Raw genomic sequence first — 16,997 nt, 5'->3', positions numbered from 1 at the left:
TCCTTGAAGTCATTTTTTAAAATTCTTCGGTCCCGGAAAGGTTAGCTTTTACTTTGTGGCCAACTACTGTTATTCATTAGCAAGTACTGCCATGACCAAACCTTAATTTGTACTGGCGCTGCTTTTCAAATGCACGGTCATTACCCCGCCTTTCACCAATTGTTCAAAAGGAAGCTGCCAGCCAGTCCAAGGCTTATTATTCAATCGGACCTGACCAACGTAAAAACTATCCGGATCCGTCTTTTTAACCTGAATTGTAAATTTGTTTTTTCGTAAAGTTTTGGGCAGTTGTATCGTCACTTTATCAAACAGAGGTGCTCCTATCTGAAAGGCAGGGTTTTCAGTTGTTAAGCTTCTCACATCGAATAAACCGATACCTGACAGTACGTACCAAGCGCCCAATTGGCCTTGATCTTCATCCTGCCCATAGCCATAACCGTGTATAGGATCGGTACCATAAAATTCGTTTGAAATAGCCCGTACCCATTTTTGACTGAGGTCGGGTCTTCCTGAAAAATAGAACAACCAGGAGATATGTAAGTTGGGCTGATTGCCATGGTTATATAAGCTTTCAATTCCGGCGAAGGCATCGATGTGGGTTCCACCACCAAAAACATTCTTTTGTGATACTGTAAATATACTGTCCAGGCGTTGATTGAATAGATCCTTTCCGACGAGCTTAACCAATTCCTGTGGAACGTGTGGCACATAAAACGTATACTGCCAGGCGTTACCTTCCTGAAAACCACGCCAAGGTTGATAAGGATTAAAATTTGGAATAAATTTCCCCAAACTGTCTTTTGGCCGCATGAATTTAGTCGATGGATCGTATAATCCTTTCCAGGCAGCTGAAAGTTCATGAAGTTTTCTGTAGTCTGCATCACGGCCGAGTGATTTTGCATATTGTGCTGCAGCAGCGGCCGAGAATGCATATTCCAACGTATGGGAAGCACCAAAAGGTGATCCGGTGGTCAATAATTCAGGACTACCAGTATTGTCCTGGATATAGGGTGAATAACCTTTATCGACAAATACCCCAACATCGAGCTTACCAGCTCCCAGAATCCGTCCGCGCGATTCAAGTTCATTTTTTCGCACAGCTTCATAAGCAAAATTCGTATCGTAATTCCGGATTCCGACATTATAGGCAGCAGCAATCGCCAATCCCGTAAAGTTAGTACCCACACCGGAGACATATTTACTATTGGCAATACCATCACCAAGCCAACCCGCATCGCGGTATACCAAGAGTTGGCTCTGTACCCAATCGTTGTAATAATCTGGATAGGCAATCGACCAAAGCTGTGTCAGGTTCCAAAATGCTCCCCAGATCGCATCTGTATTATAGTGCTGATGTATCGGTTTTCCTTGCGCATTTAAAGCGATCTGGCCAACTGAACCATCATTTTTGGGATAAGCCCCATTGATATCACTGGCAAGTCCCCGTCCAAGCAGGGCATGGTATAATCCTGTATAAAATTTTACGCGGTCCGCTTCTTTACCGCCTTCCACCAATATCCTTCCCAGTTCGTTATTCCAGGTCTTGAGCGCTTCCGTCTTCGCTTGATCAAATGTCAGATCTTTGGCCTCCTGCTGCAAGTTTAATCGCGCATTGTCTACTGAGGTATAGGACAAACCTGTCTTGATTGTAATGGATTCATCGGTCTTTGTATCGAACCGAAGAAATACCCCGGCACCCTTTCCCTGTATCGTTTTCTTTTCTTTAAAAATCACCGAATCCTGGAATGTTCCATAGGATTTTGGCAACTTGCTGAGCTCCGCAAAGAAATACATCTTTACAGTGGCTCCCGGCTGGTATTTCTGCACATAAACAGGGTTAGTGACCACATAACCCCATACAGACTGCTTATCATAATTTACCTCCGCATCCACCACTGGACCGCTTTCTCCCATGACATGTCCAATATTAAATATAATATTAGCGGCATCTGTTTTTGGGAAGGTATAACGATGGAAGCCGACTCTTTTGGTTGCAGTCAGTTCCGCCAGGACTGCATAGTCCTTCAATTTCACGCTGTAATAGCCTGAGGTGGCAAATTCGTCCTTCTTATCAAATGACGACCGATAACCACTTTGTGGCTGATCCAATTTACCCGGAACTGTTTTGAGCTGTCCTACCGAAGGTGCAAAGGTAATCCCGCCCACCTGAAATTCGTGAAAATTCGCGAAGCCTTCGATCGAGCTGTGTCTATCATCATAGCCCACCGCTTCCCAACCAGACTTATTACCATAACTTCCATCGGTACTTGGTGCCAATTTTGCCATCCCAAAGGGGACCGCCGCTGGGGTGTAAAAAAATATCGGCTATGAACAGATCCGATATTCGGTTTTACCAGTGAGGTTAAATCAGTCTTCCCTTGTCCCTGCACACAGTTTACACTGAAGAATATGCAAAAAAATAAAATATGAGTCGCTTTGCCATTGTTGTCAATTAGGTTCAAAAACAAACTTACGAAAAATAAACTATGTATAAACATTAAGGTATAATTTATTAAAAAAGCGGGTAACAGACAGAGCTAAAAACACCATCAGATTGTAAAAATTTAAATACCATCCCAATTAGATCCTATAAAAAGCTTAAAACGATGGTTATTTTTATATTTTTGTTTGTACATACATAACAAACGACAACCAAGAAGTTTTAATTCAGCAAGGCCAATCTAAAATCAGCGATCATCACTCTTATTAAACCAATCGTACGTAAAGGCTACTGAAATGCTTCAACAATTCAACTAATAACAATAGTTCTCATGAAAAGAAAACTGACATTTTTAGTCTTACATTTATTTTATTCGGAAGCAGTCTGTCCGCCCAGCAAAAAGTACCATCAAAGGGACAGAACTTAAGCTCGCACAAGCCATTTTAGCCGATAAAAAGTTAAAATATGTAGACAGTTTAGCCCGACAGGTCATCAAAGAAGGTTTTAATGCCGGAAGTGGCTATTCGCAGATCTGGGCACGGGATCTCAATACTTTTATTGAAACTGCACTGGAGGAAAGATCGCCTGCCGATGTCCGGGGTGCTATTCTCCTGTTTTTCCAAATGCAACAGCCTAACGGTGAGATGGTCGACGGTTATGTGCTCAAGAAAGATTTTACCTGGCATGACGATACCCCTATTATTCTAAAAATGCCCCCGGCCATGTTGGGTTTAAAAATACGGTCGAGACTGACCAAGAGAGCTCTTTGATTCAGTTACTGGGCAAATACATACAGAAAACCAAGGACTACAGTATTCTTGACGAATCGGTCGGTGGGCTTTCCGTCAAAGAACGTATACAGCTTATGCTGGACTACCTCAAACGAGAGCGGTACAATACAAAATATAATCTGCTATGGGGTGCAATGACTGCAGATTGGGGTGATGTACAACCACATGACGATTTTGGCTGTGATTGGAACGCACTTTCAAATGAAGCCATTGACGTATACGACAATGCCATGCTCATCATTGCCCTACAGCTATTGATTGAAATACAACCCAATGCAGCGAAAACCGCTGACTGGAAGGCCTTTAAAAAGAGCTTAAAAAAACAGCAGACGCTATCTCTGGGATCAAAAAAGGCAAAAATTTATTCCCCATATCTATCCAAAATCATCCCCCCTCCCCTAAAGGTTTCGATGAAAATAAGATTCATTACCATGGCGGAACAGCAATTGCGATTGAAGCGGGTCTGCTCAAACGGAGCGAAATAGCAACTGTCAATAAGCAGATGCTCGAAAATGTACGTCTCTCCGGGATGCCAAGTATTGGTCTTACACTTTATCCGACCTACCCCGTTGGATTTTTCAAAGGTTGGATGGCTGAGCCTTATCACTATCAAAACGGTGGTGACTGGACCTGGTTTGGCGGAAGAATGATTCAGCAGCTTATCCAACATGGTTTCTATCAGGAAGCCTATGATGAATTACAGCCAATGATTGATCGTGTGGTCAAGAATAAAGGTTTTTATGAATGGTACGGAAAAAACGACGTCCCAAGTGGATCCGGGAAATTCAAAGGTTCGGCAGGTGTATTGAGCAAAGCCATCGCAATGATCAACCAGTGGGCATCGGAAACGGCTACTCAACAGCAATAATGCTATAAATGAAATGATCCACTAGCTTGCCGCTACTGGATCATTTCATATTTTAATAATCTCTTCGGCTTTCAACTGTATAGGTAAAGCTTTCTGCACGATAGAATCCCAGATTATATTCAATTGGCTTTCCAGACTGATCGAAAACAAATCGCTTCCGTGACAAAATAGGATCCCCGATATTAATTTCGAGTTTATCTGCGATAAATTTATTTGCCGCAATAGCGTCAATTTCCTCCTGCGAAAGATCAGCCACCACATGATAGTCAGCTTCCAATATTTCATACAAAGGACGTTTAAAATCTTCGTCGCCCGTCAAACCGATACGTGGATGGAAATAAGATATGAAATAGACGAATGGATCATCTTTCTTTCCCCGCAATCGCTCCAATTTCAACAGCTTTTGATCCTCATCAACAGCAAAAATTTTGTAATGGCTTTATCAGGCACTACCCAGCTCACGTGTAGTTCAAAATTCTTGACCTCAATCCCACGATTCTTCATCTCCTGCGAAAAGCTCAGCCAATTTTTGATTTCGAACTGAATTTGGAACTGGCAACCTTGGTGCCGATCCCCTTCTTTCTGATCAATAGCTCTTCATATACCAGCTTATTAATCGCCAGACGCAACGTGGAGCGGAAATAGCCAAGCGCTTAGCCAGTTCTATTTCATTGGGCAACATCTTCCCCTCAATATATTCCGGCTGTTTTATCAACTCCCGCAATAGATTTTCTGCTTGTATATGCAGCGGAACTGGACTTTTGTGATCTATTTTTAAATTCATTACATAATATTGCTTAGGCTAAAATAAGATTTTTGCATAATTAAAAAAATAGATATATGTTTGTATGTATATACATATAAAACTTATAAACCAGGTATGTCTAAGAATTTTATCATTATTTTATGCATCGTTTCACTGGGGGCTACTTTTCGGGTTCGATATGGCTGTTATAGCCGGAGCTTTGCCATTGGTTAAGCAGTTTTTCGGGCTGTCACCAGCACAGGAAGGTGTTTTTGTTAGTTCAGCACTGATCGGATGCATTATAGGTGTATTTTTTACGGGATCTTTTACAGACAAATACGGTCGTAAACAGGCCTTCATTGTTGCGTCCTTACTTTTCTTATTATCTGCGATCGGTTGTGGATTTAGTCCCAACTATACTTTATTGATTCTGAGCAGGGGTATCGGAGGACTAGGTGTGGGCATCGCTTCTATCGTCGTGCCTCTTTATCTTGCCGAAATATCACCCAGTAAATTCAGAGGCAGATCGGTTACCTGTTATCAACTGGCGATCACATTTGGTATTCTGATCGCTTATATTAGTAATTACTTTATTCTCCAACTGCATTCATTGCCACAGACAGAACTTTGGCGCGGTATGTTTTTAGTTGGTGCAATCCCTGCTATCCTACTCTGCTTGGGTGTTTATTTTATTCCCGAAAGTCCACGTTGGCTTGCAAAAAATGGGCGCAGCGAAGAGGTTGCTGTCATTAGCGCTAAACTTGGTCTGACAGATCTACATGATTCGCCAAGTCCAGCCAAAGGAAATATCCGCGATTTGTTTTCACCTATTTACCGCAGAGCTTTTCTCCTGGGATTATTCTTACCCTTGTTTTCTCAACTCAGTGGGATCAATGCGATCGTCTATTACGGGCCTAGTATCCTCCTTGAATCGGGTATCTCTTTAGCTAATTCCTATCACGCACAATTGTTTTTTGGCGCTGCAAATGTCTTATTTACCTGCTTTGCTATCTGGAAGGTAGACAATTGGGGAAGAAGACCCTTATATATTTTAGGTACATTGGGTGCGACCATCAGTTTGATCGTGACAGGCTATCTTTTCAGTCTGGAACAGACAAATAATGTCGCATTGATTGTTTCCATCCTCTCATTCTTGTTTTTCTTTGCTTTTTCTATCGGTCCATTGAAATTTGTGGTGGCAGCTGAAATTTTCCCCAATGCCATACGGGCGCGCAATGGGGATAAGCATTATGGTCATGTGGATCTCCGATGCTATCGTTGGACAGCTGACTCCGATTTTGCTTGCATCATGGGGTGCCCATTATACCTTTTGGTTATTCGCTTTCTTCTGCGCAATAGCTTTTATCGTTGTATTGGGCTATCTACCTGAAACAAAGGGAAAACCTTTGGAAGATATCGAAAAATATTGGATTGAAAAATCAAAAAAATCCCAGCAATCAAAACGCATAATATCATTTTAAAAACATCATATCAATTCAGTCAATTTTTAAATACGCAATAAATAACATCTTATGTATTCCAATACTCAAACGACATCTTTTCAATACAACATCTTACCTACATTTCCAGTTCAGGGCAAATTGTCAAACTCATATCATGAGTTGGTCGATCACCTGATCGAACATGATATACACTGCATAGATGGATTTGTCGGCATAAATTGGGAAATACCAGTGGCACAGATTCAGCAGGAATTTGTTAAACGGGGATTAACAGTACGGTTTGTTTCTATGGAAACGGCATTCTTACCTGAGTCAAGCATTCAGGAGAAGGTTGCCCCCTATCTGGGTGGCAATGATCCATTATTCGGAAAAAGCGCCCCCAACTGGCAGCATACTTTGATACTGTAAAGTTGGCCGCTTTTGAGGAAATCCTAAATAATACAGCTGCAGATGAATATATCATTTTTACGGTCCGGGAGCAGCACTTCTGGATAACTCCAGTAAAGTGATGTACATCGATCTGCCCAAAAATGTGCTTATCCAACGGATGCGTGCCGGGCAGGCCTGGAATTTGGCTTGTGCTAAGCAAACGAGTCAAAAAGAACTTTACAAACGCTACTATTTTGTCGACTGGGAGCTCCTCAACCGACACAAGCGGACAATCTTACCCCGGGTGGAGATCCTGGCCGATCAACTGTCCCTGGAAAATCTACCCTGGATTTCAGGAAACGATTTAAAAGAAACCTTACATGCCATGTCCGAAAATTATTTTCGGGTAAGACCGACATTTGAACCTGGAGTCTGGGGCGGACAATGGATGAAGGAACATTTAACGGGCATCGATCAGCAGGCAAAAAACTATGCTTGGTCTTTTGAGATGATCGTCCCCGAAAATGGTATATTACTTGAAAGCAATGGACAGGTGCTCGAAATTTCATTTGACCAACTAATGTTTCAGGAGAGTTCAAATATATTGGGCACTGCACAGCCACGTTTTGATGTTGAGTTCCCAATCCGGTTCAACTTTCTTGACACTTTTGATGGCGGCAATCTTTCGATTCAGTGCCACCCTAGTCCAAGTTATGCCAAAACGGAGTTTGGGAAAATTTCACACAGGACGAATCCTATTACATCGTTGACAGAAAAGGAGATGCTCAGGTTTATCTGGGATTCCAGGAGGATATTGATGCCGACCAATTCCGTACTGTGCTTGAGCAGAGCTTCCATACAGGTGAGCCCATTGCGATTGACAAGTACGTCCAAAAATTTGACTCACAAAAGCATCAGTTGTATCTGATTCCACATGGTACTGTACACTCTTCAGGTACAAATAACCTTGTGCTGGAAATCAGTGCTACCCCGTATAACTATACCTTTAAGATGTACGACTGGGTACGTCCAGATTTAGATGGTAAACCACGTCCATTGAATATTGACAGAGCTTTCTCCAACCTCAACTTTAACCGGAAAGGTGAAGTTGTAAAAACACGCTCCTGTCACAACCTCAAATTGATGTACTCGATACACAGTCGATAAAAGTACATTTACCGACGCATGAAGATCATTTCTATGATGTTTTCAGGTACGAATTTGAAGATGAAGTGCGCATTGAAACAAAGGGGCAATGCCATATTATGATGCTCGTTGAGGGGAAGCCGTAGAACTGACGACTGCCAATGGAATGAAAAGAATCTTCCATTATGCAGAGACATTTGCTGTTCCCGCGGCTGCGAAATCTTATTCACTCCGTAATCTGGGAGCTAGCCAAGCGAAGGTCATACAGTCTTTTGTCAAAGACTCTAAATGTTAATTTAAGTATACTAACGATAAAAAACAGCATCATGAGAAATTTATATTTCGCGCTATCTACTTCATTGTTAATCTTATCCTGCAATGGCGGGGAAATAAATCTACAGGCAGCAACACAGCGCAGCATGCTCCCAAGATAGTAGCTTCCAGCTCGTTAAAGATATGGCGACCAATGTTATCAAAGCTGGGTTCAACGCCGGGGACGGCTATAGTGAGGTGTGGATCAGGGATTACAATACCTTTATTACCTTGGCGACCAAAGTACACCCCATGATCAGATCAAAGATCAGTTGGGCATATTTTTTAAATTGCAGGGTGCCGATGGCAATATCGCTGATGGCTTTGTCAAAAATCCAGCCTAAAGAATGGTGTTTCCGACTATTATACAATCACGAATCCCTGGCAGCGGAATATGCAGGACATAAAAACACGGTGGAAACCGATCAGAAACATCCCTGATCCAGGCGGTACACAAATATATCATCGCAACCAAAGACAGTTCCTTTCTGGCACAGAAAATCGGCGAAACGAGTGTAAAAGATCGCATGGAACAGGCTTTGCAATTCCTAATGGATAAACGCTACAATAGCACATACGGATTATTATGGGGGCCACAACGGTTGATTGGGGTGATGTACAACCCGAACATGATTGGGGCGTACATTTAGATGAAAGCTCACATATTGCACTGGACATTTACGATAATGCGATGTTTTTAATTGCACTGGACAATTACATTGACCTTTTCCCTGAGAAAAGGAGAAATGGGGCAAGGTTCGAGAGATGATCGCAAGCAATACGATGAAACATCTTTGGGATGATAAAAATCAAAAATTCATTCCACATATTTATATTAAAGGTTCGCCATTTCCGAAAGATTTTGATGAAAACCAGATTTACTACCACGGTGGAACTGCGATTGCCATTGAAGCGAACCTGCTCAGCAAAGAGCAGATCAAAACATCTCTGGACAAGATGATCAAAAATGTAAAGGATGCAGGTGCTGCTACCATTGGTCTAACGGTATATCCGACCTACCCAGCGGGTTTCTTCAAAAACAAAGGCATGTATCCTTATGGTTACCAAAATGGTGGAGACTGGACCTGGTTTGGGGAAGAATGATCCAACAATTGGTTAAGAATGGTTTCCAACAGGAAGCCTACGAGCAGATCAAGCCCATGTTGGCACGTGTTATTAAAAATAAAGGCTTCTACGAATGGTATACCAAAGACAATAAACCTGAAGGTTCGGGAACTTTCAGAGGCGAGGCTGGTGTACTTTACGATGCGATCAGTCTATTGGAAAATACAGGAAATAACCCGCAGTATTTATACACGACAAATAAAAATAGGGAGTCCGAAAAGATCGGACTCCCTATTTTTATTCAATTTTGTTCGCATTCCCTACCCCTCTTTCCAAATATTCTATAAACGCTATCCTCCTCCAATCGCTTCTTTCCAATAACTACAAGTCAGGTCTCCAATACCCTTTACGTATTGACTAAGTATTGCTTCAGTATAGACTAAGTATCTATTCAGTCGTATTATCGTCAATGGATCATACGACTTGGTCTGTACTTTATCATCGCTAGAACCTGACTGTATCTGTAGCGATAAATGGCAATCGGTAATTACCTGTGTCGATGCGAACCTTACCATGTAATGCTTTTAAGGCCGTACTGTCCTGGCTTCCCGTTTGATAGATGTATACATTTTTCAGATTAGGAATATCCTTCAAATTTGACAAACCCTTTGCGGTTACTTTTGTTCCCACTAGATTGAGATAGATCAACTTTTGCAGTCCTTTCAATTGTGACAAACCTTCATCGGACACTTTTGTGTTCTCGAGATGCAAACGCGAGATGACAGGCATGGATTTTATCGTAGAAAATGCCTGATCTGTAATGGCGGTATGTCCAAGTTTCAGCTGAACGATATTCTCTTTAATGGCCAACAGATCTTGCAGATCCTTATCATTAAACTGTGGGTAGTTGATGGCATTGACCAGCACGAGATTGTTTTCTTTAGCCACAGGAATGATTTTAATACCTTTTGCCTGCCAGGCATCGACTTTATCCTTTGGTAAATCGGGTGCTTTGGGAAAATCTGCATACAATACCGGAGACGCTTCCTGCTCCCCTGTTTCTAGCTTTTCAATATTGCTGCAATTTCTTTTGTCTGTGTAAGTTGATTCACTTTTTTATCGAAGTTCGCTCCTTGGTCAATCCACCAGGCGATCAATTTGATCTGGTCAGGACTGATTGGTGTACGTCCTTTTGGTGGCATTCTTTTTTGTGCCCTTCCGGTAAGATCAATCGTGCATACAGCTCACTTTCTTTGGACTTGTTATCGACCAGTACTTTACCATTCTCTCCCCCTTTTAGCAGGCTTTCCTTTGTATGTAAGGCCAAACCGCCCTCCTGTTTGCGATCACCATGGCAGCTTTGACAACGCTGCTTGAGTATAGGCTGAATAATACCGTCATATACAGCGGCCTCTTGTACATTCTCAACGATTAATACCTCTTCACTGCTCTCCTTCATGCCAAAAGTCTTTTTCATTGCTTGCGGCATCGCCTCAATAAAGTAACCCTTGCCATGTGTCAAGGTGCCACCGTAGTGTCCTGTGATTCCCAGCAATACGACCAGGATCAAAAATAACCAAAAGCGAAACCTAATGATCTTTTTGACCATTGCAACGTTTCACTTTTTTCACGATAGAGCATATAGAGCAGTATGCTGCATCCCGCCACCACAATGCCCAACCATTGATGGTAATTGAGCACCTGTATTTCGTAACCACCATTGCGCGAAAGCAGAAATCCTGAGAGCGCCGCAAATACAGCTGCTATACTACCTAATAACAAGGATAACCTAATCGCAGGCCTGTATGGATTTTCCTTCTTGAATAGCTCCAAAAATGCCATCACAAATGCGATCAATAAAATTCCGATGGGTAAATGCACTAAGATGGGATGAAAGCGTCCCAAAAGGCCATCAATTCTTCAAGGAAAACCATCATTCTTTATACCTGTCTTTGAGTAAGTTCAACATATATACATTTACCGACCATTGGTCAGCTACGGGTTGCTGCGTAAAGGTAGTGTTGGCAGATAGCCTGCCGGGCCGAACTCTGTCGTGATGGTCAGCACCTTAGCTCCATTTTGTTTATGCTGCTTAACGATCTCATCCCACCAGGCCAAATGTTGATCGACGGTATTTTTCCATTCTGGTGCCGCAGGATCATTGACCTGTGGTCCTTCAGGGTGTCCGATCCGGGCATGGATATGTTCTGTCCGGGCGAGCGCCAAAGCTACCGCTTCTTGCTGGTCACCGAGCAGGGACTCATGTACATTGCACCAATGTGAAATATCCAGAGCAAGCCTTAAAGAAGGAATCTTTACTAAGTAATCTTTGGTCAGGTGCGCTGCAAAGCTAAATCTACCACGATGCGTTTCATGGTATACCGGAACATGCTGTTTTTCCATGACGACCTGCCCAATGTCGATCAATTGTTTATTTTGTTCAAAGGAATAATATTCCTTACCTGTATGGCAGTTGATATAATCAGGTTTCATACCTGCAGCTTCTTCCAGATTACGTTTAAAGCTTTCACGGTACTGTTCGAAGGAAGCTCCAGAACCACCAGAAAGCAAGCCTAAGCTCAGACCGTATTTTTGTAGGGCATCAATCATTTCCTTCCGTTCTTTCAGATCTCCGGGTAGCCAGGCTTCGACACCTTGATAACCTGCTTTCTTAACACGTTCACAAAACCGATCCCAGGAATCGGCATTTCCCCAATTGGTACAATAATATTTGATATGTAGTTTCTCTTGCTTCTGAGCTAAAAGTGTAAAAAAATTGGCCATCAGAAGTATTAGTAATAGGAATCGTTTCATTATTTAAATAATCGCTTGTATAAGTTCACCTTCCACATCCGTCAAACGGAATGGTCGGCCCTGAAATTCATAAGTAAATTTTTCGTGGTCAAAGCCAAGGAGATGGAGCATGGTTGCGTGGACATCGTGTACGGAAGCCCTTCCTTCAACACCCGCAAAACCGATATCGTCCGTTTGTCCATAACTGATACCATTGCGCACCCCGCCCCCGCCATCCAAATGGTATAGGCATCGGTATGATGGTCTCTACCCAAAAATGGCATATCACTATTATCCCGGTTCTCCTGCATTGGTGTGCGTCCAAACTCGCCGCCCCAGACCACCAATGTATCTTCGAGTAGACCACGTTGTTTCAGATCCAAAATCAGTGCCGTCATCGGACGATCAATCTCCCGACATTTATTTCGAAATCCAAGATCTATGGAGTCCGATGCATTGGTACCATGGCTATCCCAGCCCCAATCAAATAACTGGACAAAACGTACCCCCTGCTCCACGAGCTTGCGGGCCAATAGGCAATTATTGGCAAAAGATTCCTTTCCCGGTTCGGTACCATATAACTCATGGATATAAGCTGGTTCGTTATTGATATTCATCACCTCAGGTACTGCAACCTGCATTTTATAGGCCATTTCATATTGGGCAATCCGGGACAGTGTCTCTGGATCTTTAAATGTGTCATACTCCGTTTTATTCACATTATTGATCGCATCAATAAGATTTCGTTTCATGTCCCGATCCATCCCTTCAGGGTCAGCAATATACAGAACGGGATCTCCCTTCGAACGACATTGAACTCCTTGATAAACCGACGGTAGAAAGCCACTTCCCCAGACGCTCTTTCCCGCATCTGGTGTTTTACCACCAGAAGTCAACACCACAAAACCTGGTAAATTGCTATTTTCAGAGCCTAGACCATAGGTCACCCATGAACCGATACTCGGACGGCCCAGACGGGCACTCCCGGTATGCATAAACAACTGTGCCGGTCCATGATTAAACTGATCGGTATGAACAGCTTTCAAAAAACTAACATCATCAACTACCTTACTGAAATGTGGTAAATGATCGGATACCCAAGCGCCACTTTGACCATATTGCTTGAAGGTAGCCTGTGGTCCCAACATTTTAGGCACCCCTCGAATAAAGGCGAACTTCTTACCTGCCAAAAGTGATTGTGGACAGGGTTGATTATGCAGTTTCTGCAATGCAGGCTTATAGTCAAAGAGTTCAAGCTGTGAAGGGCTCCCGCCATATGTAGATAGATGACACTTTTGGCCTTGCCCGGGAAATGTGGCGATTTAGGGATCAATGGATTTAGGGCATTGAGATCCAGACTCCCTTTAGATTTAGATGAATCCCATCCGCCGCAACTTGCCAATAGGCCTCCAAGTGCAATACCACCGATACCAGCGACGCAATCTTTCAGAAAATGTCTTCTTGTCACAGCCTTCAATTCAGATTGCTGTGCCTCTTCAATTAGTTTATTCAGATCTTTCATTCAAGTAAATCTTTTGTAACAGCATCATTCTATCAAGAACCTACTATTATCTTAGTTTATCTATTATTTTAAGCTTCCGTCCATCGCACTCACTCACTCACTCACTCACTCACTCACTCACTCACTCACTCACTCACTCACTCACTCACTCACTCACTCACTCACTCACTCACTCACTTCAATTATCTTTGTGTCTATTCCTTATGATTTTGTCAAAAACTCATCTAAATTCAATAAGGCATTTGCTACCAACATGTAAGCGGCTTTGGATGACAGTTTTTGTTATTGTCCTTTGCCAAATCACCGCCCAGGTATTTCGCTGCCGAAGCTGGTGTTTTGTTAAATTCGGCAAGCGCTTTTGGTAGAGCAATTCGAGATCAGCAATCTTCTTGGGATCAGCCTCCCGGAGCATCGCTCTTCGATAGCCTGCACCGATACTATTTTTTGTATTTCCTTTGCCTTCCCGCTCCATGATCTCGCCCAAATGTTTTGCAGCTTCGAGATATACCGGATCATTGAGCGTCGCCAAAGCCTGTAGCGGTGTATTTGTCCGTATACGATCAACCAGACAGACCTCCCTACTGGATGCATCAAAGGAAACAAAGGAAGGATAAGGGCTGGTGCGTTTTAGGAAGGTATAAACACCGCGTCTAAACTGATCTTCGCCTTCGCTTTTCACCCAGGACTCACCGCTATACACCGTCATCCACACACCATCCGGTTGATAAGGCATGACACTCGGTCCATACATTTTATTGCTTAATAATCCACTGACGGCCAAAGCCTGATCGCGGATCTGCTCTGCAGAAAGTCGGAATCTTGGTCCCCTTGCCAAATAATAATTTTGTGGATCTTTTTGTACATTGTCACTATTTAACGTTGACGACTGCCTATAGGTACCCGATAGAACGATCTCACGGACCAATTTTTTCATGCTCCATTTTTTCCCGTTCATAAGATCTAGGGCCAGATAATCCAATAATTCACGATGAATCGGAGGTGTACTCTGTGTCCCCATGTCACCTAAAGGTTCAACCAATCCCCGACCGAAGAGCTGTGCCCAGACACGGTTAACCAAAGTTCGGGCAGTCAATGGATTTTCTTTACTAACAATCCATTGTGCGAAGCCCATACGATTTCGAGGAGCTCCCTTTGGAAAATCATTCAGTGATTCCGGAACCATGGGTTGTACTTCCGCGCCCAGAGACAAACGATTTCCACGGATAAATACATTGGTTTTCCGCTGCATATCTTTCGGGTTTTCGATCATAACAGGCACACCTTCGGGCTGTAGATTGACGAGCTGCAAAAGGTACGTTGCAGATGCTGATTTTCCATCGGTTTCCCGAGAGGAAAATCTTCGCGAAAAGCAAACCATTCAATCATACATATTGGCTGACCAGTTGCAACTGCTGCATTTTTAAAGACCAGGTAGAGATCATGTACACCTGTAGTCGGTACGATTGCTGCCTGAATAACCTGTCTTCCTGAAGTTTTCGGTAAATCTACATTGGTTAACAGGGGCCGTTGGGGCTATTGAGATGCACCTCCATTTTCCCTCCGACCGCATCGGTCCAGAAGTTCATGAAGAGCTGCTTTTGCCATCCAATGTAATTGCTTTCAGACGAGCCGATCCACGGTTGCGTACACCAAGCCATTTTGTATCATACAATGCACCATCCACAATCTGATCGCTATAATGCGCATGAATCTTGGGTTCTAGCGTATGCAGAAACAGGTCTGCTGATTTCACCACGTTTACATTTCCGTTTGCTGCCAGCCAATGCTTAATGCTATCGATACGTTTTCGTCCTGTGCAGCGTAAAAACGTAACTTCGGATGATCTCCTGTGTATCTTCATCTCTTGTATTATTGAAAAATGCCAGCGATTTATAGTATTCTTCAAATTTAAACGGGTCGTAGGTGTGGCTATGGCATTGTACGCACTCAAATGTTGTACTCAACCATACTTGATAACTGGTATTTAAACGGTCCAAGACGGCTGCCATCCGAAACTCTTCACTATCGGTTCCCCCTCATCGTTATTCATCGTGTTGCGGTGAAAAGCAGTTGCGATGAGCTGATCTTTGGTCGGTTGTGGCAGCAGATCTCCTGCCAGCTGCTCGACTGTAAATTCATCGTAAGGCATATCGCTATTTAAAGCTTTGATCACCCAGTCCCGATAAGGCCAAATGCTACGGGATCCATCTTTTCATAACCTTTGGTATCTGCATACCGCGCCATATCCAACCACCAACTGGCCCATTTTTCGCCATATTTGGCGGAGGCTAATAAGCTATCCACTCGACGGGAATATGCGTCGTCGCTCTCATCTTCGATAAAAGCACGTGTTTCGGCCAAGGTGGGCGGTATACCGATGAGATCCAGATAAAGTCTTCTTAATAAGGTGGCCCGGTCGGCTTCATCCGCAAAAGTCAGATCTTTGGACTTTAATTTATCCTGAACAAAATAATCAATGTCATTATTCACCCCTTTGGGTTTTATTCCAAATAGTCCCGCAAACGAAAAGGTTTTGGGTACTTCAACGTCTTTGGGTAAAGTGTAGGCCCAATGTTCACCCCACTTCGCGCCTTGATCAATCCATTTTTTTAGAATATCAATCTCATCATCATTCAGTTTGGGTGCATTGTAAGGCATACGTAATTCGGGATCATCTGACAGCAATCTTTTCATAAACTCGCTATGTTCCGCGTCTCCCGGAATAATCGCCGATTTGCCAGACTCAGCTTTGGCAAAAGCTTCATTTTCGAAAAGAAAACTAAGCCCTCCATTTTTCTTCACGCCACCATGACAGGTAATACAATGTTTATTTAATATCGGTTTGACATCTGCACTAAAATCTATTGTTTCTTCTTTGCGAAATGTAAATATTGCAATGCAGGCGACAACTAAGGCCAATGATGCTAACACCATTAATTTTCTATTCATAGCAATAAGGTCTATTCTATATTAATCAGTTATTAGGTTTATTTATAATTCTTATGTCGCTATGCCAGTATCAGTTAATGGAATAGTTACAAGTAAATCAACATCAGATTGGATATTTATTTATGGTTATAAAAATAGAGAAGAACAATGGGATATACTAGAACTAGATTAACAGAAATATAATCTATATTACCCTCACAGGGGCCAATCTTCGTTTTTACCCCCATTCGTGCGATACGGTTCCCATCAGCACCCTATAACAATTTGGTTACGATATCGTAGTCAGCATTGCTTTTTATACTTTTAATCTGGTGCTAAACTGATACTCTTTCTATCTTACGATCTATTTATCCTGTCTTTCTAAGCGATAGTAGATAAGGCTGGTTGCTGTTAACGGGCACGGCTTGGAAGCATACAATTTGCTGTTGGATATAACAAGTGAAAAGTAAGATACAAAAGACGGAAAATGAAAAGCAACAAGGGTAAAATAAGCTATAAAAATGCCCAAATAGTGTCAGCCTTTGATGGTGGTGA

20 protein-coding genes and 4 pseudogenes are annotated in these 16,997 nt (G+C 42.7%); 12 read left to right on the top strand and 12 right to left on the bottom strand.

Translation table 11 applies throughout. The features are described 5' to 3' along the window. Window positions 1-102: 102 nt before the first annotated feature. Window positions 103-2,286, bottom strand: a complete 2,184-nt coding sequence (locus KUH03_RS37505) for a GH92 family glycosyl hydrolase (RefSeq protein ID WP_257089795.1) — start codon at window positions 2,284-2,286, stop codon at window positions 103-105. Window positions 2,287-3,063: 777 nt separating this feature from the next. Here KUH03_RS37505 and KUH03_RS37500 point away from each other — a divergent pair. The 3 genes from KUH03_RS37500 to KUH03_RS37490 are packed head-to-tail and all read left to right on the top strand — an operon-like array spanning window position 3,064 to window position 4,099. After that, a complete protein-coding gene (locus KUH03_RS37500; RefSeq protein WP_257089794.1) occupies window positions 3,064-3,210 on the top strand; it encodes a hypothetical protein in 147 nt (48 codons plus the stop codon). Then, window positions 3,207-3,716, top strand: coding sequence for a hypothetical protein (locus KUH03_RS37495; protein ID WP_257089793.1), 510 nt, complete (start codon window positions 3,207-3,209; stop codon window positions 3,714-3,716). Before KUH03_RS37500 ends, KUH03_RS37495 begins: the two co-directional genes overlap by 4 nt. Before the next feature lie 17 nt (window positions 3,717-3,733). Continuing rightward, complete coding sequence (locus tag KUH03_RS37490) at window positions 3,734-4,099, top strand: hypothetical protein (RefSeq protein ID WP_257089792.1); 366 nt, start codon at window positions 3,734-3,736, stop codon at window positions 4,097-4,099. A gap of 52 nt (window positions 4,100-4,151) precedes the next feature. Here KUH03_RS37490 and KUH03_RS37485 read toward each other — a convergent pair whose 3' ends face one another. Together KUH03_RS37485 and KUH03_RS37475 are read right to left on the bottom strand one after the other, a co-directional pair. Next, window positions 4,152-4,526: a GntR family transcriptional regulator gene (locus KUH03_RS37485; protein WP_257097718.1), complete on the bottom strand. Its 375-nt coding sequence runs from the start codon at window positions 4,524-4,526 to the stop codon at window positions 4,152-4,154. A gap of 159 nt (window positions 4,527-4,685) precedes the next feature. Then, window positions 4,686-4,883: a hypothetical protein gene (locus KUH03_RS37475; protein WP_257098089.1), complete on the bottom strand. Its 198-nt coding sequence runs from the start codon at window positions 4,881-4,883 to the stop codon at window positions 4,686-4,688. A 64-nt stretch (window positions 4,884-4,947) separates the two neighbouring features. On the opposite strand from KUH03_RS37475, the pseudogene KUH03_RS37470 reads away from it, so the two are divergent. From KUH03_RS37470 to KUH03_RS37425, 9 genes and pseudogenes are all read left to right on the top strand, one after another. Next, window positions 4,948-6,325, top strand: a pseudogene (locus tag KUH03_RS37470) (sugar porter family MFS transporter). Window positions 6,326-6,376: 51 nt separating this feature from the next. Next, window positions 6,377-6,715: a hypothetical protein gene (locus KUH03_RS37460; protein ID WP_257089788.1), complete on the top strand. Its 339-nt coding sequence runs from the start codon at window positions 6,377-6,379 to the stop codon at window positions 6,713-6,715. Between the two features lie 97 nt (window positions 6,716-6,812). Continuing rightward, complete coding sequence (locus tag KUH03_RS37455) at window positions 6,813-7,604, top strand: hypothetical protein (RefSeq protein ID WP_257089786.1); 792 nt, start codon at window positions 6,813-6,815, stop codon at window positions 7,602-7,604. Continuing rightward, entirely contained in the window at window positions 7,595-7,843 is a 249-nt protein-coding gene (locus KUH03_RS37450) for a hypothetical protein (RefSeq protein ID WP_257089784.1), read from the top strand. Before KUH03_RS37455 ends, KUH03_RS37450 begins: the two co-directional genes overlap by 10 nt. A gap of 145 nt (window positions 7,844-7,988) precedes the next feature. Further along, the gene (locus tag KUH03_RS37445) at window positions 7,989-8,117 is read left to right on the top strand and encodes a hypothetical protein (RefSeq protein WP_257089782.1); all 129 of its coding nucleotides are present in this window, start codon (window positions 7,989-7,991) and stop codon (window positions 8,115-8,117) included. Between the two features lie 161 nt (window positions 8,118-8,278). Next, entirely contained in the window at window positions 8,279-8,575 is a 297-nt protein-coding gene (locus tag KUH03_RS37440) for a hypothetical protein (protein ID WP_257089780.1), read from the top strand. A 145-nt stretch (window positions 8,576-8,720) separates the two neighbouring features. Beyond that, a complete protein-coding gene (locus KUH03_RS37435) occupies window positions 8,721-8,903 on the top strand; it encodes a hypothetical protein (protein WP_257089778.1) in 183 nt (60 codons plus the stop codon). Next, the gene (locus KUH03_RS37430) at window positions 8,900-9,238 is read left to right on the top strand and encodes a hypothetical protein (RefSeq protein ID WP_257089776.1); all 339 of its coding nucleotides are present in this window, start codon (window positions 8,900-8,902) and stop codon (window positions 9,236-9,238) included. Before KUH03_RS37435 ends, KUH03_RS37430 begins: the two co-directional genes overlap by 4 nt. Then, a complete protein-coding gene (locus tag KUH03_RS37425; protein WP_257089773.1) occupies window positions 9,235-9,546 on the top strand; it encodes a hypothetical protein in 312 nt (103 codons plus the stop codon). Before KUH03_RS37430 ends, KUH03_RS37425 begins: the two co-directional genes overlap by 4 nt. A gap of 157 nt (window positions 9,547-9,703) precedes the next feature. Here the strand turns inward: KUH03_RS37425 and KUH03_RS37420 are convergent, their stop codons facing one another. The 9 genes and pseudogenes from KUH03_RS37420 to KUH03_RS37375 form a co-directional block, all read right to left on the bottom strand. After that, the gene (locus KUH03_RS37420; RefSeq protein ID WP_257089771.1) at window positions 9,704-10,231 is read right to left on the bottom strand and encodes a hypothetical protein; all 528 of its coding nucleotides are present in this window, start codon (window positions 10,229-10,231) and stop codon (window positions 9,704-9,706) included. Window positions 10,232-10,352: 121 nt separating this feature from the next. Beyond that, window positions 10,353-10,769, bottom strand: a complete 417-nt coding sequence (locus KUH03_RS37415) for a c-type cytochrome domain-containing protein (RefSeq protein WP_257089769.1) — start codon at window positions 10,767-10,769, stop codon at window positions 10,353-10,355. Next, window positions 10,766-11,104 carry a DUF2231 domain-containing protein gene (locus KUH03_RS37410; protein ID WP_257089767.1) on the bottom strand — a complete coding sequence of 113 codons (339 nt, stop codon included), beginning with the start codon at window positions 11,102-11,104 and terminating at the stop codon, window positions 10,766-10,768. Before KUH03_RS37410 ends, KUH03_RS37415 begins: the two co-directional genes overlap by 4 nt. Window positions 11,105-11,194: 90 nt before the next feature. Next, the gene (locus tag KUH03_RS37405; protein WP_257089765.1) at window positions 11,195-11,983 is read right to left on the bottom strand and encodes a sugar phosphate isomerase/epimerase; all 789 of its coding nucleotides are present in this window, start codon (window positions 11,981-11,983) and stop codon (window positions 11,195-11,197) included. 33 nt (window positions 11,984-12,016) lie between these two features. Next, window positions 12,017-13,221, bottom strand: a pseudogene (locus KUH03_RS37400) (DUF1501 domain-containing protein). Window positions 13,222-13,421: 200 nt separating this feature from the next. Further along, window positions 13,422-13,514: pseudogene (locus KUH03_RS37395) on the bottom strand (hypothetical protein); the annotation flags it as partial. A 220-nt stretch (window positions 13,515-13,734) separates the two neighbouring features. Next, a complete protein-coding gene (locus KUH03_RS37390) occupies window positions 13,735-14,823 on the bottom strand; it encodes a DUF1553 domain-containing protein (protein ID WP_257089763.1) in 1,089 nt (362 codons plus the stop codon). Between the two features lie 273 nt (window positions 14,824-15,096). Further along, entirely contained in the window at window positions 15,097-15,420 is a 324-nt protein-coding gene (locus KUH03_RS37385; RefSeq protein ID WP_257098085.1) for a hypothetical protein, read from the bottom strand. Continuing rightward, window positions 15,308-16,448: pseudogene (locus KUH03_RS37375) on the bottom strand (DUF1549 domain-containing protein). The gene KUH03_RS37385 and the pseudogene KUH03_RS37375 overlap by 113 nt, the downstream one beginning before the upstream one ends. Window positions 16,449-16,997: the final 549 nt, after the last annotated feature.

This window comes from Sphingobacterium sp. E70, assembly GCF_019285695.1.
In the GTDB taxonomy this organism is placed as follows: domain Bacteria; phylum Bacteroidota; class Bacteroidia; order Sphingobacteriales; family Sphingobacteriaceae; genus Sphingobacterium; species Sphingobacterium detergens.
Note: the sequence above shows the minus strand (reverse complement) of the source record. Positions and strands in the feature narration are given on the sequence as shown.